Origin of the sequence: Microcoleus sp. B3-A4 (genome assembly GCF_036705385.1) — a bacterium.
In the GTDB taxonomy this organism is placed as follows: Bacteria; Cyanobacteriota; Cyanobacteriia; order Cyanobacteriales; family Microcoleaceae; genus Microcoleus.
Map to the genome: position 1 here is coordinate 20,326 of NZ_JAUBUI010000002.1, position 22,352 is coordinate 42,677.

Consider the following 22,352-nt stretch of genomic DNA (forward strand, 5'->3'; position numbering starts at 1 on the left):
CAAATTAACCTTGACGCAATACTGGGAACCTGTGGATAGAGAGAATATGGTTGGGAACACAAATCATAGAAATCCTTACATTGTCGGTACTCCTATCGAGGAACCGGAAAAGTTTTTTGGTCGAGAAAGTCTGTTCAGCTTTATTGATGACAATCTAAGGCAGAATGTACAAGTTATCTTGTTGCACGGTCAACGACGGATCGGCAAGTCATCTGTACTCAAACAGATTCCCAATTTTTTGAGGAATAATGAGTTTGTTTTTGTTCATTTTGATTTGCAAGACCGAGGTCAGTCAACTCTGAGTAGTATACTGCATTGCCTAGCTAAGGAGATTATCGATAAGCTTCAGCTAGAAGGTCGAGTGCAACCGCCAAATCTTGAAGAGTTAGAAGCAGATACAAAAATATTCTCTGATAACTTTTTACCCTCAATTTATCAGGCAATCGGCGATAGTAATCTAGTGTTGTTACTCGATGAGTTTGATGTTTTAGATAACCAAAACAACGACATTGTAAATAAGGGTGCTAGTTTCTTTGATTATTTAAAATCCCTGACTAGCGAACAGAGAAGATTCTTTATCATTCCGGTAGTGGGACGGCATCTGAACGATCTGGAAAATCTGCGTAGTTTGTTTAAAGGTGCGCCTTACCAAGAAATAGGTTTCCTGGACGATCTAAGCGCTCAACGGTTGATTATTAACCCGACTAACAGGGTGCTGCAATATGAACCAGAGTCGATAAAAGCAATTCAGGAACTGTCTGCAGGGCATCCCTATTTTGCCCAAGTAATCTGCTTTTCTATTTTCGGGCAAGCAAGGGATAATAGCAATTCGATGGTCACTCGTGCAAACAACAATTCGATGGTAACTCGTGCAAATGTGGAGAGTGTTGTAGACAAGGCAATTGAAAGCGCTGAACCTGGCTTGGTATGGTTCTGGGAGGGACTGTCTATCTCAGAGAAAGCGATTTTCTCAGCGGTAGCAGAGGCTCAAAAGATAGCTATTGATGAGCAAAAAAAACGCTTGCCGGAAGAACCTTTAACGCTACTCAAAAGCTACGGAGTTATCGAAACCGATTCCCTGGTCGAAGCAGCTAGAAAACTAGCTGAGAATGGTTTCTTGGATGATACGGGACGTAGAGTGAAAGTTGAATTAGTTCGCCGCTGGTTGGTGAAACGCCACCCACTGGGGCAAGAAATATGGCAACTGGAGCAACTCGATCTAGAAAACGTTACTCACCTCTGCGAAGTAGCGAATAGCCTAAAGCAACAGGGAAAAAAGGATGATTCACTGAGGATTTACGAGCAGGTTTTAGTTCTCAATCCCAATCATTTCAGCACTGTACTGTCTCTGGCTGAGGGATACTTGGAGAATAAAAAATTCGACAGATCCTTGGAACTTTACGAGCGATCCTACCAATTGGACAAGGTAAACAACAAAGAATGCCTTGTCAACGCGCTGCAAAAATACGGGCATGAGTTGATAACGCAGCAAAATTTCTCACGAGCAAAGAAGCAGTTCAGCCGAATCTTGAAAATTGATCCCGATCGAGAGTCAGCACAGCAGAAACTGGAAGAAATTGAAGTTTATCAGAGCAGAGGTTTAGGTCAGACAGGTCAACAATCTACACGCGATCCTGACTCATCTGTTAGTCGCAGAAGCAACAGCAGTATCCAGATTCAGCGTAAACGAGTTTTGATAGGCTTAATAGCAGCAGTAGCAACGATCGCCACCGTGGGTTTCGGCGCTTATCGAGTGGCAACTCCTTGTCCACCAGGTCAACAGAAAGCATTATTAGGTATTGGATGTGAACCAGATACGAGAAGGATTAGTCGTGGCGATCGCACTTTATTTCCTAATATTAAAAACTCCAATCGCGAGCGTGGTATTTCAGCATTCAAACAAGGCAATTACTCCGAAGCTACTCAATTCTTTAAAAACGCTGTAGCAGGCGATCGCAACGACCCAGAAGTGCTAATTTACTACAACAATGCACTAGCAAAGGAAAAGGGTTATCCTGTAACTTTGGCAGCAGTTGTGCCAGCAGATAACCAAGAACCAATAGCTAAAGAAATTTTACGCGGTGTGGCACAGGCACAAAATCAGTTCAATCAAAAAGGGGGATTAAACGGTCGATTGTTGGAAATTGTCATCGCCAACGATGCTAACGAACCGGAACAAGCTAAACAAATAGCTGCTGAGTTGGTGAAAGACAAATCTGTACTGGGAGTAATCGGACACTACTCTAGCGATGCTACCAAACCGGCGCTAGATGAATACAACAAAACTGAACTAGCAATCATCTCTCCCACCAGCACCAGTACATCTTTGCAGGGTAATAATTTCTTTCGGACAGTGCCTTCTGATGCAGATGCTGGCAAAAAATTAGCAGAATATGCCAGAAAAACCCTTAACTTAAACTCAGTTGTGATTTTCTACAATCCCGATAGTACCTACAGCGACAGTCTCAGAGAGGAATTTACAAAGAACTTTGAAAAACTAGGAGGTAGCGTAGTTCGGAGGATTAATTTGACCGAACAGAAATTCGATCCAGAAACAGAAGTTGCAAAGAGTCTGTGGAGAGATAAAGCACAAGCAGTTGTGTTATTTCCGGACACTCAAAACACTGATGTAGCCCTAAAAACTGTCACAGCTAACGCCCAGCAGACGGCTAGGCTAAAGACTAGGCCCCCAAATCCACAGAGGCAAGGGCTAAAGTTGTTAGGTGGGGATACTTTGTATAGTAAGACAACCTTGAACGAAGATGGTCAATCCGTTGAAGGCTTGATTCTAGCTGTATCTTGGTTTAGGGAAGCACCACAAGCAAAAAACTTTGCCATAGCAGCAGGCCAGCAATGGGGAGGATCCGTTAGCGGGCGCACAGCTAGTAGCTATGATGCGACTCAGGCTTTTATTAAAGCTTTGTCACCCAATCCCACTCCCGCTACAGTTCTGCGAGGACTCAAAAATATCAATCTTCCAGACAGTCAAACGTCAGGGTATCCACTCAAGTTTACTTCGGAAGGGGAGAGACAAAGTGAATCCATCCTTGTTAAGGTTGAGGGAGGTAAATTCACACTCCTGCAATAGAGGTGGGCTATTATAGGAGATTGGATGACACATTCACCTGCTCACAGAAATCCTAATATTATTGCTGTTCCCATTTATGAGATCTTCACCTGTTCGCAGAAATCCTTACATTATCGGTCGTCCAATCAATGAACCGGAATTATTTGTTGGGCGAGAAAGTATATTCCGCTTTGTTGAGGATAATTTGAGGCGGGGTGAAAAAGTGATCTTGTTGGACGGTCAGCGACGTATCGGTAAGTCGTCTGTACTCCGTAATATTCCTAAGTTTGTTGCATTAGATGAATTTGTCTTTGTTCCTTTCGACCTTCAAGACTACAGCCAAGAACAACTCAGCAGTATCTTAGTAGCGCTCGCTAAAGAAATTATCGAACACCTAGAACTAGATGCAGCTAAGATAAGGCTACCTTCAATCGCCGAGTTAGAAACAGAACCATATATTTTCTCTAGCAAATTTTTGCCCCAAGTTTATGAGGCATTGGGAGAGAAAAATATAGTTTTGTTGTTTGACGAATTTGATGTCTTAGATAGTGACTATTTAGTGGCAGTATTTGAAGATTTTTTACCCTATTTACAGTCTGTTATAGAGCTAGATAATAAACTCTTCACCGTTCTATTTTTAGGACGGGAATCGCCAGATATGCCGAATTTCCTCAGTTTATTTAAAGATGCCCCCTACCAAGAAATTGGTTTGCTAGATGAGGTAAGCGTTAAGCGTCTGATTACTAAACCATCTAAGGGGATTCTTGAATACGAACCAGATGCGATAAAAGCAATTCTGGAACTGTCGGGCGGGCATCCCTATTTTACGCAAGTAATCTGCTTTGCTATTTTTGGCACAGCGCGGGATCTAGATAACTGGACAGTCACTCGTGCAGATGTTGAGAGTATTGTAGACAAGGCAATTGAAAGTGCTGAAGCTGGCTTGGCCTGGTTCTGGGATGGACTATCTCTTCCGGAAAAAGTAGTTTTTTCAGCAGCAGCAGCAGCTCAAAAAATAGCTATTGAAAAAGCAGATAAAATTCCAGAAGACCCATTAAAGCTACTCAAAAGCTATGGAGTTTCCCGAACAGACTCCCTCGTTCAAGCAGCGGAACAACTGGTTAAAAGGGGTTTTTGGGATGACAAGACACGCAAAGTAAAAATAGAATTAGTTCGCCGCTGGTTGGTGAAACGTCACCCAGTGGAGCAAGAGGTAGATGAATTAAAAAAGCTAGAGAAGGTTGAAATACAAACAGTTAATAGCAGATCCATTGGCGGGCAATTATCAGCACAAAAACAAGAGCTAGCAATTACAGTTATTCCTTCCAATGCCCCAGGTGTAAAAAAGCGAGTTCTGTTAGGAACGGTGGCAGTAATAGGATTAATCTCTGTCGCTGTGGGGTTGGGGGTTTATCGCTTGGTAACGCCATGCCCAGTAGGTGAAAATAAAGAGTTAGCTTTTTTCTGTATAGCAGATACCAGGATTAATATTAGTCGCGGCGATCGCACGTTATTTCCTAATACTAAAAACACCAATCGCGAGCGTGGCATTGCAGCATTTAAGAAAGGTAATTACTCCCAATCAGCGCAATTCTTTAAAAACGCTGTAGCAGATAATCGCAACGACCCCGAAGTGCTAATTTACTACAACAATGCACTAGCAAAGCAACAGGGTTCTCCTGTAACTTTGGCAGTAGTTGTGCCAGTGGATAACCGAGAACCAATAGCTAAAGAAATTTTACGCGGTGTGGCACAGGCACAAAATCAGTTCAATCAGAAAGGAGGATTAAACGGTCGATTATTGGAAATAGTCATCGCCAACGATGTTGACAAACCGGAACAAGCTAAACAAATAGCTACTGAGTTGGTGAAAGACAAATCTGTACTGGGAGTGATTGGACACAACTCTAGCGATGCTAGCAAACAGGCGCTAGATGAATACAAACTAGCTGAAGTAGCCATGATCTCTCCCACCAGCACCAGTACATCTTTGCAGGGTGATAATTTTTTTAGGACAGTTGCTTCTGATGTTGCTGCTGGAAAACAGTTAGCTGAATATGCCAGAAAATTCCTAGACTTGAACGCAGTTGTGATTTTCTACAATCCTAATATTCCCTACAAGGACAGTCTCAGGGAAGAATTTACAAAGAACTTTGAAAAACTCGGGGGTAGGATAGTTCGGAGGATTGATTTGACCGAACCGAAATTCGATTCAGAAATAGAAGTTGCCAAGAGTCTGTGGAGAGATAAGGCACAGGCAATTGTGTTGTTTCCGGACACGCAAAACACCGATGTGGCGCTGAAAATTGCCACAGCTAACGCCCAGCAGACAGCTAGGCTAAAGACTAGCCCCCAAAATCCACAGAGGCAAGGGCTAAAGTTGTTAGGTGGGGATACTTTGTATAGTCAGACCACCTTGAACGGAGGCAGTGAAGACGTTGAAGGCTTGATTCTCGCTGTACCCTGGTTTAGCCAAGCACCACAATCAAAAAACTTTGCCATAGCAGCAGCGCAGCAATGGGGAGGGCCGGTTAGCTGGCGCACAGCTACTAGCTTTGATGCGACTCAGGCTTTTATTAAAGCTTTGTCGCCCAATCCCACTCGCGCTACAGTTCTGCGAGGACTTAAAAATATCAATCTTTCAGACACTCAAACGTCAGGGTATCCACTTCAGTTTACTTCGGAAGGGGAGCGCCAGAGTGAAGCAATTTTGGTTAAGGTTGTTGGAGATAAGTTTGTGTTACTGGAGTCGCAAAAATGACTGGGAGAGTGATCGGGGTGAAGCGCAATTACGAAGGTTGCGATCGCATTCCTAAATCTCAGTCACTTAGCATCACCCAGTTGTCCATTCTGGAAGATAGATATGACGACACCAGTAAAACTTGAGTTGGTTAAAATTGCGCTCGTTACGAACCAAGTTGATGACCTCGCAGTAACAGGAACCAAGGTCAAAATGCGTTAATTGCGATCGCCATTATAGCCAATCATCGCCCAAAAATAGTGTAAAATTGCGATCGACCGCCATGAGTGATGGACTGCTATGAGCGATCGCTCGCCAGAACTCAAATGGGTTCTATACAGGACTTATGCAGGCACACTACATATAGTGTGCCTGCATAAATACGAATGCTAATAATTAATCAAAGCTATTTGCCCGATCGCAACTGCGAACTTTTCCTACTTCATTAAAGCAGCGCCACGGTTGTAAAGTTCGCGCGCGTAATCAGTCCAAGTTCCCTGTCCCCAATAGCGGAAACAGCTTGTTTGTAGCAGCAAGTTGTAAAGCAAAGCTTGCTGGTATTCAAACTGCTTGGTAACTGAAGGATCTTGCTGCACCAGCGGGTCGTATTTTTTGTGAAATGCAGCGCTGAGTAGATTCATCGGTTCCAAGACATTTTCGTAGCCTTTCACCCAACTCAAATCGTTAGTCCAAGAAGCACCATCCATGTGAAAATTATGGTCGGTTTGCTTGAGTTGGGCGATCGCACTTTCCACTTTTTCCGGTGTAGCACTATCAGGATCGACTAGGTGCCAGATTTTGTGCTGGTTAATCCCCTGACAAACAGGATAATCTTCAGGATTAACGCCCGCCGCCTCAATTATTTCCAAATATTCAGTCCCGTTTAAACCGACAACGCCGGATTTTCCCCCGCCTTGTTCGCGGTTTTCGTGCCAAGCTTTGACAAAAGCGCTGGGAAATTCATTCATCATGACGCCGCCATTTTCGCCGTCGGCAATCTGAGTGACTAAAGAAGGAACTGTGACATTGCCAATTTGCTGTTTATTGCGTCCTTTGGCTTCGTAATAAGGCTGCATTTGACCCACCAATTTCGTATCTGAGCCTTGGGTTTTAATCAAAGCCGTGATGCTGATTGTTTCGCCCTGAGAATTGCGGGCAACTAAACGGTTGGGAATATATTTTTGGTCTTGCGACAATCCCGAACCATCGGGATTTTCTACAGAATGTTCTTGCACCATCAGCCAGCGATAGCCGCATTCTTTCAAAGCTTTGATGTATTCGTAAAGTGTATCTGGGTGATTGGGAAAGTGCATTTCTGGGGGCGAAAAACCTTTAACGCGCTTCAGGGCATCCAACCCAAAAATTGCCGCAAAATGATGTTGCCATGCTTGAATTTGGAGTTTGATGTCGGGAATGGGAGTTGAGGGAATGACGGCGTGACTCCACATTGTACCCAGCCATTCTACGTGGGGTTGATATTGAGGATCGCAGGTAATCCGCTTGAGATTATCAAAGATATCGTCGCGTCCCATTTGGCGCAATCCCCACAATAAGTTGCCCGAATAGTCGAGCATAATTCGCGGGTTGCAGCCTTCAGCAATCAGTTGTGGGATGAATTCCCCCATGCGAGAATAGCACCAAGCAAAGACTCCAGCGTTGTGGTTGTCTCCTTGGTTGGGATGTTCAAACATATTCTGGAGATTGCTGATCAGTTCGCCGTTTGCACCTGCAGGAATTGTCGGTTGGTGCATATGGAGGGCGCAGGCGAATCCGGCTTGAATGTTTTCGAGGCGGAGGTTTGTGGCAGGTAGAAAGACTGGTTCGTTGCTATTGGCTGCGGCACTGATTTCTGCTTCGGAGCCGCAAATATTGGGGAATCCTGAGTTGATTTCTTGTAAAATCGGTAAATTGGGAGATTGTGCGATCGCAGGCATAAATTTTTCTCAACAATTGTGGAGGGGCGCTGTCTGCTATTGCTAAGATAGCTAGATACTTTAACAGTAGCAGAGGATGTCTGCAAAAGATAAATTACCCAAGATAAGTCCGGGAGCGCGGAAGCTCCTAATCTTGGGTAAAATGTTTAACACATTTCACGTCAATAGGCGAGGTCAATTATGAAATACGAAATCAAGCTTTTGGAACCAACGGATTTGTGGTACGTCCAAAATAACATCAATCCTGAAACCAATAAGTTTTACCATCCCACTAAAAATATTCCGTTGGTTCAGCAAGCGGAAATTAACTTGAACAATTCGGGAGTGATAGTTCAAAAAGGTGCGCTGCATTGGTGTATGGGGAAATTGACTTCGGGTGTTTATAAAACGGATAATCGTTTAAAAGATATGTGGGTATCTTTGACAACGGAAATGGACTACAACGCTCCCGTATATCAAGGGACTGGTACGGTGAAACTGGAACCGAGACAAAAAGGCCATTTCCTGCATTATACGCCGATCGAGCTTTCGGATGCAGAGCAGTGGGAATTTGATGACGGTATATTTCAGTTTTGTTCGGACAATGTAGTTATCGGTGCTAAAAAACTGAAATTCCGACAAGTGGCTGCTTCTAATGACGGTAGGTGGAGAATTGCTGTTACAGCTTTGCGGGAACAAAAAGCTACTGTTGTAGCAGCTACCAATTCACCAGCTAAGGTTGTCGAACTCAAGCAAGGTGAAACTTTGATAGCTGATTGCGATTTAGTAAAAGGATTTACCAAGGGGATTGAAGAAGACTATCGAAAATTAGGTCATTTTGGCAAAGGCGGTGGAGAGGGTTATGTTTGGTATTATCAGGGCAAAGGTAAATTATTAGTATGTGAAAATGATGCGATGGGTTTGGGTTGAGCTATTGACAGCGACAGGAGATGCGATCGATAAAAAGGAATGGATTTGACCAATTAGTTTGATTTGTGCCAAATCTGGAAACACAGGCGCTCGATTACACTTGGGCACATCAGGGACACGGCAGTGCCGTGTCCGTAGCTGTATTTTAAGCAACAGTCCGATCGCCCGAATCTGCGCCAACATCCGCTAGCTGTGCGTATTTCCGTGTATTCCCAATGGCCTACTTGCTTATTTGCCGAGAACTCCTATACTTTGTCAAGTTAAGAAAATATTTTTTTGATTCATCCAGGAGCGAGAAAAAAAAATGTACATAGTACAAATTGCCTCGGAGTGCGCCCCCGTCATCAAAGCAGGAGGTTTAGGCGACGTAGTTTACGGTTTGAGTCGGGAGTTGCAGAATTCCGGCCACTGCGTCGAGATTATTCTACCCAAGTACGACTGCATGAGGTACGACCACATTTGGGGACTTCACGAAGCCTACCGGGATTTGGCTGTGCCCTGGTACGGCGGCGAAATCCTCTGCGATGTCTTGTGCGGGTGGGTGCACGGGCAGTTGTGTTTTTTCATCGAACCTCGCTCTCAAGATAACTTTTTTAATCGCGGCTGTTATTACGGATGCAATGACGACAATATGCGGTTTGCATTTTTCAGCAAAGCCGCTTTGGAATTTTTGCTCAGAAGCAACAAGCGTCCCGATGTGATTCACTGTCACGATTGGCAAACTGGTTTGGTGCCAGTCTTGCTTTTTGAAATATACAAATACAATTGGATGGAATATCAGCGAGTGTGCTATACCATTCACAATTTCAAACATCAAGGCATGGGAGGTAGCGATATTTTGCAAGCAACGGGTTTGCACAGACCGGATTATTATTTTGAGTACGATCGCCTGCGAGATAACTTTAACCCTTTTGCCATCAACTTTATGAAAGGCGGCATTGTTTACTCGAACTTTGTCACCACGGTTTCGCCGCACCACGCTTGGGAAGCTCACCTCGGCGAGTTTGGCTACGGTTTGGGCCACACTTTGCATTTGTATCAAGAGAAGTTTCGCGGGGTGCTCAACGGCATCGATTATGATGTGTGGAATCCCGAGACCGATCGCTATATTCCGCACCACTACAATCAGGAGGATTTGGCAGGAAAAGCCAAAACTAAAAAAGCTTTGCGCGATCGGCTGTTACTGCGCGATGCTGACAAGCCTATTATTACCTTTATCGGTCGTTTGGACGACCAAAAAGGTGTTCATCTCGTCCACCATGCAATTTATTACTCTCTGAGTAAGGGAGCGCAATTCGTGCTTTTGGGTTCCGCGACGGAAGCGGGAATTAACGCGCATTTCCAGCACGAAAGACAGTTTTTAAATGATAATCCCGACTGCCATTTAGAACTAGGTTTTAATGAGGAACTGTCGCACTTAATTTACGCGGGTGGGGATATGATTGTGGTTCCCAGTAATTACGAACCCTGCGGGCTGACTCAGATGATTGGGTTGAGGTACGGTACTGTTCCTGTGGTGCGGGGAGTTGGCGGTTTGGTGAATACTGTGTTCGATCGAGATTACGACACCCGCCACCTCCCGGAAGAACGCAACGGTTACGTATTTTACCAAAGCGACTACGGCGCTTTAGAGTCGGCGCTCGATCGGGCGATCGGATTGTGGTATGACTATCATGATGAATTTGAAAAACTCATGCTTCAAGGCATGAATTGTGACAATTCGTGGAAATATCCAGCTAAAGACTATGTGGAAATTTACGAGCAAATTAGACACAAATAATCCGTAGCGTATCCAGTGTGCACCTTATTAACTGTAGGGTTCGCACTGCTAGCCCGCTTCTTGGTGGCTGTTGAGCCTGGTCGCGAAGTCTGACAGTGGATACATGGCGGTGACGAGAATCGCCATGAGTTGGCTCTTGCTTTGTTTTTGGGAGCGCGAGATGGTTTAACTCACTTTCAGCACCCTCCACTGCCACAATCGGTTTTTGCGGAATTTTGTGAACCAAAAGGGTCACTTTTTATATACACAAGTGGGTAATTGAACTGGTGATTGCCAGTTCACTTTCGCTAAACTCCGAAAATTCGTAATGTGACAGTTCAGGGTGCCGAATGTGGGTTTGAGCAGGGTTGTCAACTTGTCGGTTCTCTATGTGGCTGAAGGTAAGGTGTAATGGCGATCACGGCTTGTCGGTCGATCGTGCAAATCCGTTTGATTTTGACATGGTTGGCGATCGCTCTCATCACCATCTGCCAGTTGCGTCAGTCCTGATATAGCGGTGGCAGGCAGACCCAAAGAGTTGTACAATATGCACGCAGTTATCTTGAAATTTACAGTTTGCTTAATTATCAGAGTTAAAACAAGAGTCGCTACCAAAGCGATCCTGCTGATACTGTTAGCTCCTGCATCGTTATCCCAAAAGCTTCCTCTCTGCACAAAAAAGCAGCTAACGCTCCAATTTCTTGAGGTTGAATCATTCTCTTTTGAGGATTAGTCTGTTTTGTTTGTTGAATGTATTGCTCGGGATTTTGCTCCTCTACTGTTTCAGCAATATGTGTCATCCAACTTTTACCAAATTTGGTTTCCACCCAACCAGGACTAATCGCATTGCAAGATACCCCATATGCAGCACCTTCTAAGGCTACACAACGAGTCAAGCCTACTACTCCTGCTTTTGCAGCACAATAAGCACCATTAGATGGAGAACCTACTGAAGCTGCGGTGGAGGCAATATTAATAATTCGTCCCCATCGTTGCTCGATCATACCAGGCAGACAAAGCTTGATGGTGCGATAGACCCCATTGAGATTAACATCTATAACTTTCTGCCAAAGCCGATCGGAATGACCGCATATTGTCTGCTCCGCACTAATTCCCGCAGCATTAGCCAGAATATCTATTTTGCCGAATGTTTTGATGGTTACATCGTAAAACGCCTGTACAGACTCCATTGAACACACATCAAGATTAGTGGCTATCGCTCTAACTCCTAGCTCCTCAATTTCCTTTTTTGTAGTTTCTAATTCCTCAGCACCGGGTAAATAAACTAATTCTTCAGGTTTTGAGCTATTATTACTTGCTAAAAGTGAACCTATTACTACATTAGCACCTGCTTGGGCAAAAGCTAAAGCGATCGCCTTACCCATTCCTGATGCTCCTCCTGTCACCATAGCTACACGATTTTTTAAATATTTTTCTTGATTCATATTTAGTTTATGTTTCTGACTTTAAAGCGATTATAACTCAAAACGGTTCAGTTAAGGAAAATTGTACGAAAATGTTGGGTCGAGTGAAACGGAGGGTTCGTTTCTCAACCCAACCTACGCACGATCGGTTTTTTAGCACTAACTGAACCGTATTGGATTATAACTATCTTTCATTACTCTCAACAAAGCAAAAGTTGAAACGATTGAAATTGATTTTCTTGAGTGCGTTCCTCTCTCAATAATATAGTCTAATTTAATAGTGTACTGAATGGAATGGTGTATTTTAATTATGTCCGACTACTTAAGACTGTAATACAAGCAATCATAATCACCATAATGATATTTTGTTTTAACGATAAATGTTCTTTTAAAAAAAAATTTGAAAGTATTAATACAACAATCGAATAAGAAAATACAATGGGTTGTACTGTAGAAATACTGTTAATTTCTAGTGCAGAAACATACAAAATATATCCTCCCATATTTGTTCCTATGGCGAGCAAGGCTTTTATTTTATTCTTTACGGTAGATGGTTTGACCTTTCTCCATTTTCCAGTAAATATCAAAAAACTTATCATCGAACCAATAGCACCGATACTGTAATAGTATACAAGAATGCGCGAATTATATGTATTAACATAAAGCTTCGCAAAAAAATACATTGTACTCACAGAGAGAAGATAATAAATTGAAAATAGTACGCCTCTAAAATGATGCAAATTGTTATTTTCAGTATGACTGTTCTTTTTTATTAAGGCTATAGATACAATACATGATCCCAAAATGATTACGCAAATTAATTGAGGTATAGTCAATTTTTCATTTAAAAAAATAATACCAAGTGGAGTAGTTAACACAGTAGTGCTACTCATTATTGGACTAGCAATAGATGAATAGGTGTAAGTCATTGCTTTTGTGTAAAACGATGTAGATATTAATCGAATCATGCCTAATGGCAGGATCATTAAAAATACATTAAAATCAAACACAAATTTAAAATCAAAAGTTGTAATATGAGCATATATTATCCCAAACAAACCATAAATTATAGAATTGGCTACATATATAGTAAATCTTGATTCTTCCTTCATTGATGCTTTATATAGTACATCAGAAACCCCCCACATTAACATTGCACTTAAAGCTAATATTATCCACATAATATTTTGTTTACTCCATATATTGGCTAAGTCCAAGCCTTCCTTGATTTAGCCAATATGTATTTTCCTTAGAATGTTTGCTAGTATAATTTTTAGTTTCTTCATAATTAACACCTAAAATATGTAAGGCGTTTGCCGCTCTAGTAAAAATTGGAAGTAAGCCAATCTCCTCATCAGAAAGCTTTGTATATTTTTGATATTCTTCTATTAAAATATTTGCACGATAAATAGTTTCATTTTTATCTTCTACTAGGCATAAATTAGACATAATGACTGCCAAATCAATGATGCGAGGGTAATAATTGGAAACACCAAAATCAATAATATAAATTTTATTATTCTTATCTTTTAATACATTGGTAGCAACAATATCCCCATGTACAAATGTATGGGGCAATTTTTCAAAATTTATTTGACCAAATATTTTATATAATGGTTTTATAAACTTAATATCCTCTTTTTTTAAATAAGATTTTTTTGTATTATATTCATTAACAAAATTTACTAATGCCCATTGGTTATAAGTTGGTATAGGTTTTAAATCCATTTGATGAATCAAGGCTGATTGTTGGGCAAGAAACCTCAGTTCATCAAAAGATGGTTTTAAGTTTAAATCGTAAAAACTCTTTCCATTTACATATTCAAGCACACAAAGACTTAAATCATCTTTATTATACAAATATCCTTGATTTCCTTCGTAGAATTTAGGATGGTGTACCCCTCCTTGTATGGCTTTTAGAATACAACTAATTAATCTATTTATATCTTCCTTAGCTCTATTTTGAAAAATTTTTACAAAATATTTACCGCTGGATGATTCTAAAATATAATTCAAGTCTTCATATCCCACATTTACTACCGTGCTACTTATGTAGCTTCCAAGATTAAAATCTTGACAAATACTTGTAAGTATTTGCAAAATATTTTTCTGGTTTTCAAAGAAATTCATAGTTTGTTTATTAGATAACTATTCTTTAACAAGAAAACCACTTTGATGAAAATAATCAAAGTATGTAGCAATTAATTGTTGATCCACAGGGGGACAAATCAAAGAGGTTGTATCTAATCCTTTAATGGTATTTTCACAATCAAATGATTGAGATGTCATGGAAGAAGTTTCTAAATATGTCACATCTTTTCCAGGTATCTTTTCAGTCACCATTGGTAATAAAGGACTCAGAAAATTATCAACCGAATGATTGGCTAGTTCCCGAAATTCTTTTTGCCAATCAAGATAAGAAATTTGTTGAATAGAATAACCCAAAGCTTTAATTTCTTCAATTAAATTACTCAGGGATAAAGATTGAGCATTGACTAAGTGAAAAGTCTTGCCAATAGATTCTTTTTGTTGGGATAAATGAATAATCGCACTACTCACATAATCCACAGGTGCGAGATCCATTATCCAATCCATCTGAGGAGCATTTCCTAGTAAAACAAAAGCCTTGAACAAACGACACATTAAATCATTAGTATTGCTTGCACCTGTTTTACTATGTCCTGAAATCTGTCCGGGACGATAAATACTCACAGGAATACCACGATCTAAAGCAAGTTTTACTAACTTTTCTGCTACCCACTTACTTTGTGCATAACCATCATTCATACCCTCAGTTTTTTCTAAAGGATCATTTTCTTTAATGTCTTTCATTCCGGCATAAAAATCCGATTCAAAAATAGCCAGAGTAGAAATATAATGTACGGGTTTAAGCTGGGTTTTAACAGCTAATCTGAGTATTTCTTGAGTACCTAAAACATTAACAGATTTTAGATAGGAATAAGGATAAAACAGATTAACAAATGCTCCATTATGATAAATTACATCTATTACTGTTGCTAAATTATTAAATTCTGATTGAGTGAGTCCCAAAAGAGGCTGAGATAAATCCCCTAAAACGGGAATTACACGGTCTGTAAAACCCTCATTTTTTATTAAATATTTTTGCCAATTTTCAGCAATTTTCTGTTTACCTTCTTCAAAATTAACTGCTCTAACTAAACAATAAATGTTTGCTTTAGTTTGCTCTAACAGTTCTTGTAGCAAAAACGCACCTAAAAACCCAGTTGATCCGGTTAATAAAATATTAGTAGGAGTGGCAGAGGGTTGGATTAAATTTACTGATGGCTTAATCATTTCATCTAAAACAACTTCTGTTGATAAATCTACGATTTGGCCTATCTGTTGATTCTGTTGATTACCCTGACGTAAATTTTCAATGGTTTCAGCTAATCCACTAATTGTCGGATTCTCAAAGAAGGAAAGCAGGGATAAATCCAACTGGAAAACCTCATGAATTTTGTGAAAAATTTGAGCCGTTAATAGTGAGTGTCCTCCCAGTTCAAAGAAATTATCATAAATACCCACGGGTTCAATTTCTAACACCTCTGACCAAATTTCAGCTAATTCTTCATGAATCGTATTGTGAGGAGGAACAAAAGGTGACTCTAAAACTGGTCGGTTATGAGTAGGTGCTGGAAGGGAACGGCGATCGATTTTACCATTAGGAGTTAAAGGGAAACTCTCCATTATGACAAAATTAGAAGGAATCATATAGTCAGCTAACTTTTGTTTCAGAAAACTGCGTAATTGTGGAACTAGCTGCGGTGTGGAGTTTTCCGTTACAGGATTATTAGCATAAACCAACCAAGGTTTTAAGAAGACAGGAGATGAGATTTTGCGATCGTTGTCCGGTGTATCGGTGAAGATTGCTTCTTCATGCTTGAAGATTACATCATAACAACCATTGGCTTGATCTTGCGACCAGTTAATATTAACGATATAGGAGAATTTTTCACTTAACTCGCAAATATCTTCAGGTTCTACTACATTTTGACTAGCTTTTTCTACTAATTCTTTCAATTGTGCCACAGTATCAGGACAATCTTTCTGAGCTAATATTTCTTGAGCGGTTACATCAGCAAAAATTCTGGCATTAGGAATGTTACGGATTCCTAAAGTGTGAGGATTTATTTCTGCTAATATTTGACTTAATTTCTCTAAAGTAAAACTCTCTTGTTGCCAATCTAACCACGAATGTTCTATATTTGTTTTGGGAGTTCCCACACGCAAAATTACATCATAACGAAAACGTACTAATTCATTATGATAGCGTCCTCGCTTGAGCCTAATTTCAACATCAGTAATTTGGGGTAAATGTTGTTTAATAGCCCGAAAAAAATCAGGGTCTATTACTAATCCTTGTTCTTGATTTAATCGTTTTTGAATACGTTGTTTTAGTTGTTTGGTTGATAAAGACGAGGGAGCTTGATATAACTGCACAGAAGTATGGAAGGTTTCTAATAAGGGGAGAGAGCGTACATCGCCCACAAAAATAAAACCCCCTGACTCTACCTTATGCACAAGCTCTTCTAATACTTTGACTAGATAATTAATGCTGGGAAAATATTGAATAACTGAGTTAATAACTACAGAATCAAAAGATTGATTTGCTAATATTTCTAAATTGTCCGCTGATGTTTGATAAAGGCTGACTTTTGACCAATCTTGCCCTTGTTTATTTAATTGTTCTTCAATATAATGTACTGATGCTTTTGTAATGTCGGTTCCACAATAACGATCGCACTGAGGAGCTATGCGAAATAGTAACATCCCTGTCCCACAACCAATTTCTAAAACACGGTTGGGTTTTAAGGAAAGAATCCGCTTTACTGTATGTTCAACCCATTCTTTTACTTCTGTTGGATGTACTGGTAAACCTGTATAGCTATTATTCCAACCACTAATATTAAAAGTGGGATCTTCTTCAGCATTAGATTGACTGTAAGCATCATTCCAGATTTTTTGCCATTGTTCAGTTTGGGAACGATGAGCGTCAGTCTCAGTATCGGAAATATTTGTATTTTCAGTATCTTGATTCGGAATAATATATGCTACGAGGCGTTTTTCACCATTATTTTCTTCCCGCGCATTGACTACAGCTTCTTTTACTAAAAAATGTTCATGAAGTAGGGTTTCAATTTCTCCCACCTCGATGCGAAATCCTCTAATTTTTACTTGGTTATCTATACGTCCTATATATTCGATATTTCCATCTGGAAGATAACGAACTAAATCTCCCGTTTTGTAAAGACGCGATCCAGGTTGATTACTTAAAGAGTTCGGAACAAATTTTTGTTGTGTTAATTCAGGCTGATTGAGATAACCTCTAGCTAAACCCTCGCCACCAATACTTAATTCTCCTATTTCACCAAAAGGTACAGGAGTAAGTGGGTCTGTTAAACGGCGTAAATGCTGATCTAAAATGTAAATTTGAGTATTAGCAATGGGTTTACCAATAGGTATTTTTTCGGTAGCTGATGTTACTTGGTAAACCGTTGACCAAATCGTTGTTTCCGTTGGTCCATACATATTCCACAGACTACCTACTTTTTCCAGTAATTGAAATGCTAGTTTTTGGGTAAGTGCTTCACCACCGCACAGAACTTTTAATTGTTTATTGCCTTTCCATTCAGATGTTAGAAGCATTTGCCAAGTAGCCGGAGTAGCTTGGATGATGGTGGCTTTTGTTTCCTCTATTTGTTCGATTAACTTCGGTCCGTAGGTAGAATTTTCTTGACTTACTAGAATTACACTTCCTCCTACACTCAATGGTAAGTAGATTTCTAAAGCTGCGATATCAAATGATATAGTTGTTACTGCTAAAAGTCTATCGGTTTCCGTTATTCCCGGTTCTTGAATCATAGAAATTAAAAAATTGACAACGGATTGATGTTCAATTTGCACTCCTTTGGGTTTACCTGTAGAGCCGGAAGTATAAATTGTATATGCCAAATTTCTTGAGGTTAATGTGCTGTCAGGATTTTCTTGACTGCATTGAGCGATTTTTTCCCAGTCACTATCAATACTAACGATGATAGTTTGTTGATTTTCAAGATTTGATTGTTGATCGGGAAGAAGATTATGACAAATTGCCAATAAACTTTGCTGAGTTAATAATATTATTGGTTGGAAATTTTCTACTATATAAGCGAGACGTTCTTGGGGATAGGCTGGGTCTAAGGGTATATAACAGCCACCAGCTTTTAAAATACCTAAAAGTCCAATAACAGTATTGATTGTTCTTTCTAAACAGATTCCTACCATCACTTCCGCTCGCACGCCCAAACTCTTTAGATAGTGGGCCAACTGGTTAGAACGCTCATTTAATTCTTGGTAGGTTAAGTGCTGTTTTTCAAAAGCTACAGCAACATTTAACGGATTTGTATTTACTTGGATTTCAAATAAGTTATGAATACAGATAGAAGTATATTTGTTGGTCATAGTAAAATAACTTTTTCCTAGAGAAGGTATGGTTTAGTAAAAATTCTCTTGTAAGTCTCGTATCATTCCTTACGCGGGCGCAATCGCGTTTTTTCGTCAATTTACTGTTAGACAGAAATTATTTGCTCCGATTGGTAATCTAGCCTCTATTATTAAAATCTCACATAAAACTACCGCTCCTTCATAAACGAGCGTATTTGTAACATTTATTAACAACAGGATTTACGTAAGCACGCTCGGGCGTTGCATAATAGCGGCATGATTTTGATTTTTTTGGTGGATGGGCCCATAAGCCCGAAGGCGTGTATTTTCACAGCAGGCAGGACACCCTACAATAACCATCCTCAAATTGTGCAAAGCCACTTTTACCTAATCTGCGGGCTACCACTAAGTCTTTTCGTAAAAAAAAGTGCCGATTGAGCGAAGTCGAGACCGGATTTCTGACCACCCGTGCGTCAGCCCTAAAATAGTTACGCTCTCGATCATCAAATAAGAATTACTTGCATTAATATAGTAAAGCAATGACTATAGATGGCTGTGGATCTACCATCGTGTCAATTACCAGATGAAAAAATCTATCGTTATAGAACAATGAGCATTTCTCGGCGTATTTTTCTTGCCAGCGGTACAGCAATGGCTGTCGTGGCAGTGGGGGAACTAAGCAAAAAAGCCCCTGTCGCAGCCCAAACCGGCACTCTCAACCTTTATTCAGCACGTCACTACGACACTGATAATCAGTTGTACCAAAGCTTCACCCAAAAAACTGGGATCAAGGTTAACCTCGTTGAAGCGGATGCTGACCAACTAATTGAACGGATCAAAAGTGAAGGTGCAAATAGCCCCGCTGATGTTTTCATCACGGTGGATGGTGGGCGTTTGTGGCGGGCAAAACAAGCAGGTATTCTGCAACCTGTTTCTTCAACAGTCCTGACATCGGCAATTCCAGCAAGTTTGCGAGATCCTCAAGGTTTCTGGTTTGGTCTATCGCGCCGGGCACGGGTGATTGTTTATAACAAAAGCAAGGTGAACCCTGCCCAGTTGTCAACCTATGAGGCGCTGACAGAACCTCGGTGGAAAGGCAAAGTTTTAGTGCGATCGTCCACTAATATCTATAATCAGTCTCTTGTTGGGGCTATGTTAGCGGTTCATGGAGCTCAAAAAACAGAAGCTTGGGCGCGAGGATTGGTGGCTAATTTTGCGCGTCCTCCAGAGGGAAATGATACGGCGCAAATCAAGGCTGTTGCTGATGGGGTAGGCGATATTGCCATTGTTAATACCTATTATGTAGCTCGCTTAATGAAATCGAAAGATCCAGCAGAACAAGCGATCGCGGCGAAAGTAGGTGTATTTTTCCCCAACCAGCGGGATCGCGGTACCCACGTCAACATTAGTGGTGGGGGTGTAGTCAAAACCTCCCGTAACAAAGCAGGCGCGACCAAATTCTTGGAACACTTAGCCAGTCCCGAAGCCCAACAAATTTTTGCTAGGAGTAATTACGAATACCCTGTGATTTCAGGTGCGACCATCGATCCTGCAGTTGCCAGTTTTGGTACATTCAAATCCGATCCTCTCAACCCTGATGTGTTTGGGAAAAATAACGCCGACGCTTTAAAGATTGCCGATCGCGCCGGATGGAAATAGAGGCTTTTTGACCAAGAAGCTACTCTTTGTGATTCGGCGGTTTCAACCGCCGAATCCAACCAACTTGAATTTTTAATTTTTAATTGTACCATCCGGCATTATAGCCCCTTTCAGGTTAGCCCCTTTCAGGTTAGCCCCTGTCAAATCAGCACTATTTAAGTCAGTTTCACTTAAATTGGCGTTACTAAGATTGGCATTATTCAGTTTTGCGCCTCGCAAAAAAGCCCCTTTGAGATTTGCATTACTCAAATCAGCATTTGTGAGATCGGCCCCAAATAAACCTGCTTTTTCCAGAGAAGCAGCTTTTAAATTTGCACCTTTGAGATTGACGCTATCGAGTAAGGCTTCATTAAGTTTGACCTTTTCTAGCACAGCGCCTTCCAACTTAGCACCATTGAGATTAGCGCTTGTTAAATCAAGGTTGCTTAACTTAGCGGCACTCAGATCGCATGCTGGACATTGCTTAGTTTTTTGTAATGTTTCGAGGGGACTAGCCGCCTGTTTTTGGCATCCAAACGTGACAAAAATAGTAAGTAGTAAGAAAGAGATTGTGCCCGTCGTGCGGGTAAACATTGCTAATTTTTTATTAATCATCTTGATTTGTAAAGGGATAATTTTAACCTTTAACTGTTAACCGTTAACTCTGTTGAAGAATTGCGCGATCGCGCAATTTTCCAACTTAATAAAATTACCGGTAACATCCCCACTAAAACAATTGCCAATGCTGGGCCAGAAGCTTCAGCCAATCGCTCATCTGAGGCAAGTTGATAAGTTCGCACCGCCAAAGTATCAAAGTTAAAAGGTCTAATAATTATAGTAGCAGGTAACTCTTTCATCACATCAACGAATACTAACATCATGGCAGTTAGTAAACCTCCGGTCATCATTGGTGTATGAACTGTAACCAAAGTTTGCATCGGACTATAACCCAAACTTCTCGCCGCATCATCTAAATTAGGCTTGATTTTGCTCAAACTTGACTCCACCGCATTTAAAGAAACAGCTAGGAAGCGAACTATATAGGCAAATACCAAAGCTGCGATCGTACCACTTAACAACAAACCTGTTGAAATCCCCCAGTTTTCACGCATCCAACTATCAAATAGATTGTCAAATTTTCCAATGGGAACCATAATCCCCACTGCAATTACAGAACCAGGTACAGCATAGCCCATTGCCGCAACTCTCGTTCCTAACTGCACTCCTAAATTAGGATATAACCGTAAACCATAAGCCATAATCAAGGCAATAACTACGGCTAAAATTGCTGTCAGAGTGGCCAAAATTAAACTATGACGTGCAAATATCCAAAAACGTTCATCTAAAGTGAGTTGCCAGTTAGCTAATGTCAACTGGAGTAAAAGACCTGCTGGCAATAAAAAGCCAAAAAATAGCGGCATTAAACAAGCAACTACGGCTAAGATTTCCCTAATTCCTTTAAGTTGATAAGTTTGTAGTTGGCGATAGCGGCTGCTAGCCTGATAATATTTAGTCCGGCTGCGAGACCAGCGTTCTAGTAAAATTAAACCTAGAACAAATAATAATAGCATCGCAGCTAATTGATTTGCTGCAATTCGTTCTCCCATGCCAAACCAAGTCCGATAAATACCTGTGGTGAATGTATCAACTCCAAAATACTGAACAGTCCCATAATCGTTGAGAGTTTCCATCAAAGCCAGTGCTAAGCCTGCAACAATTGCGGGTCTTGCCATTGGTAAGGCAACTGTAATAAAACTCCGCCAAGGACTACAGCCAAGTATTCTACTAGCTTCTAGGGTACAAGTGGATTGCTCTAAAAATGCGACTCTTGTTAATAGGTAGACGTAGGGATATAAAACTAAGATTAGCATTAAGATTGCTCCAGGGAGCGATCGCACGTTAGGAAACCAATAGTCTCCATAACTCCAGCCAAAAATATAACGCAAAGCAGTTTGAACTGGGCCGGAAAATTCTAAAAAGTCTGTATAAGTATAAGCTAGCACATAAGCTGGGGCAGCTAAGGGTAACAGTAATGCCCATTCAAATACGCGACTGGCCCGAAAGCGACACATTGTTACTAGCCAGGCACATCCTACGCCAATCACGACAACACCCAAGCCTACGCCGATCATTAACAATAAAGAGTTGACGATATAACGGGTTAAAACTGTATCGGTTAAATGTTGCCATGTATCTTTAGCTTCAACAAAGATACTGGATAAGACACTCAGAACTGGTACGGCGATCGGCAATGCTAAAGCTATAACCGCAAGTGTCCACCCACTAGCTGATAGACCGGGTAAGGTCGATCGCCATTGGATTGTGCTGATTGCTGTTTGCTGTAGTGATTTTTGGAAATTTTTCATCGCTAGTAAAAAGTCTAGCTTGCTAGTTTATCAGTATGTGTAAACATTTGTCAAGTCTTTATGACAATTTA

13 protein-coding genes are annotated in these 22,352 nt (G+C 40.8%); 6 read left to right on the forward strand and 7 right to left on the reverse strand.

What is annotated here, in order from left to right; genetic code table 11:
• Positions 1 to 10 precede the first annotated feature (10 nt).
• The 3 genes from QUB33_RS01615 (at position 11) to QUB33_RS01625 (ending at position 5,953) form a co-directional block, all read left to right on the forward strand.
• Positions 11 to 3,088 carry an ABC transporter substrate-binding protein gene (locus tag QUB33_RS01615; protein ID WP_333346335.1) on the forward strand — a complete coding sequence of 1,026 codons (3,078 nt, stop codon included), beginning with the start codon at positions 11 to 13 and terminating at the stop codon, positions 3,086 to 3,088.
• Positions 3,089 to 3,164: 76 nt separating this feature from the next.
• The gene (locus tag QUB33_RS01620) at positions 3,165 to 5,828 is read left to right on the forward strand and encodes an ABC transporter substrate-binding protein (protein ID WP_333346338.1); all 2,664 of its coding nucleotides are present in this window, start codon (positions 3,165 to 3,167) and stop codon (positions 5,826 to 5,828) included.
• Entirely contained in the window at positions 5,825 to 5,953 is a 129-nt protein-coding gene (locus QUB33_RS01625; protein WP_333346341.1) for a hypothetical protein, read from the forward strand. The genes QUB33_RS01620 and QUB33_RS01625 overlap by 4 nt, the downstream gene beginning before the upstream one ends.
• Positions 5,954 to 6,244: 291 nt before the next feature.
• Here the strand turns inward: QUB33_RS01625 and QUB33_RS01630 are convergent, their stop codons facing one another.
• The gene (locus tag QUB33_RS01630; protein WP_333346344.1) at positions 6,245 to 7,741 is read right to left on the reverse strand and encodes a glycosyl hydrolase family 57; all 1,497 of its coding nucleotides are present in this window, start codon (positions 7,739 to 7,741) and stop codon (positions 6,245 to 6,247) included.
• A gap of 180 nt (positions 7,742 to 7,921) precedes the next feature.
• Between QUB33_RS01630 and QUB33_RS01635 the strand changes: the two genes are divergently transcribed.
• Positions 7,922 to 8,650, forward strand: a complete 729-nt coding sequence (locus QUB33_RS01635; protein ID WP_333346347.1) for an AIM24 family protein — start codon at positions 7,922 to 7,924, stop codon at positions 8,648 to 8,650.
• Positions 8,651 to 8,954: 304 nt separating this feature from the next.
• The gene (gene glgA, locus QUB33_RS01640; RefSeq protein WP_333346350.1) at positions 8,955 to 10,430 is read left to right on the forward strand and encodes a glycogen synthase GlgA; all 1,476 of its coding nucleotides are present in this window, start codon (positions 8,955 to 8,957) and stop codon (positions 10,428 to 10,430) included.
• 587 nt (positions 10,431 to 11,017) lie between these two features.
• On the opposite strand, the gene QUB33_RS01645 is transcribed toward glgA, so the two are convergent.
• From QUB33_RS01645 to QUB33_RS01660, 4 genes are all read right to left on the reverse strand, one after another.
• Complete coding sequence (locus QUB33_RS01645; RefSeq protein ID WP_333346353.1) at positions 11,018 to 11,854, reverse strand: SDR family oxidoreductase; 837 nt, start codon at positions 11,852 to 11,854, stop codon at positions 11,018 to 11,020.
• Positions 11,855 to 12,141: 287 nt separating this feature from the next.
• Positions 12,142 to 13,050: a DMT family transporter gene (locus QUB33_RS01650; RefSeq protein ID WP_333346356.1), complete on the reverse strand. Its 909-nt coding sequence runs from the start codon at positions 13,048 to 13,050 to the stop codon at positions 12,142 to 12,144.
• Positions 13,025 to 13,963 (reverse strand): phosphotransferase, encoded by a 939-nt coding sequence (locus QUB33_RS01655; protein ID WP_333346360.1) that lies wholly within the window; start codon positions 13,961 to 13,963, stop codon positions 13,025 to 13,027. Before QUB33_RS01655 ends, QUB33_RS01650 begins: the two co-directional genes overlap by 26 nt.
• A gap of 18 nt (positions 13,964 to 13,981) precedes the next feature.
• Positions 13,982 to 18,295, reverse strand: a complete 4,314-nt coding sequence (locus QUB33_RS01660; protein ID WP_333346363.1) for an amino acid adenylation domain-containing protein — start codon at positions 18,293 to 18,295, stop codon at positions 13,982 to 13,984.
• A gap of 591 nt (positions 18,296 to 18,886) precedes the next feature.
• On the opposite strand from QUB33_RS01660, the gene QUB33_RS01665 reads away from it, so the two are divergent.
• Positions 18,887 to 19,936 carry a Fe(3+) ABC transporter substrate-binding protein gene (locus QUB33_RS01665; RefSeq protein ID WP_333346366.1) on the forward strand — a complete coding sequence of 350 codons (1,050 nt, stop codon included), beginning with the start codon at positions 18,887 to 18,889 and terminating at the stop codon, positions 19,934 to 19,936.
• A gap of 72 nt (positions 19,937 to 20,008) precedes the next feature.
• On the opposite strand, the gene QUB33_RS01670 is transcribed toward QUB33_RS01665, so the two are convergent.
• Together QUB33_RS01670 and QUB33_RS01675 are read right to left on the reverse strand one after the other, a co-directional pair.
• Positions 20,009 to 20,530, reverse strand: coding sequence for a pentapeptide repeat-containing protein (locus tag QUB33_RS01670; RefSeq protein ID WP_333346369.1), 522 nt, complete (start codon positions 20,528 to 20,530; stop codon positions 20,009 to 20,011).
• A 29-nt stretch (positions 20,531 to 20,559) separates the two neighbouring features.
• Entirely contained in the window at positions 20,560 to 22,281 is a 1,722-nt protein-coding gene (locus QUB33_RS01675; protein WP_333346372.1) for an iron ABC transporter permease, read from the reverse strand.
• Positions 22,282 to 22,352 lie beyond the last annotated feature (71 nt).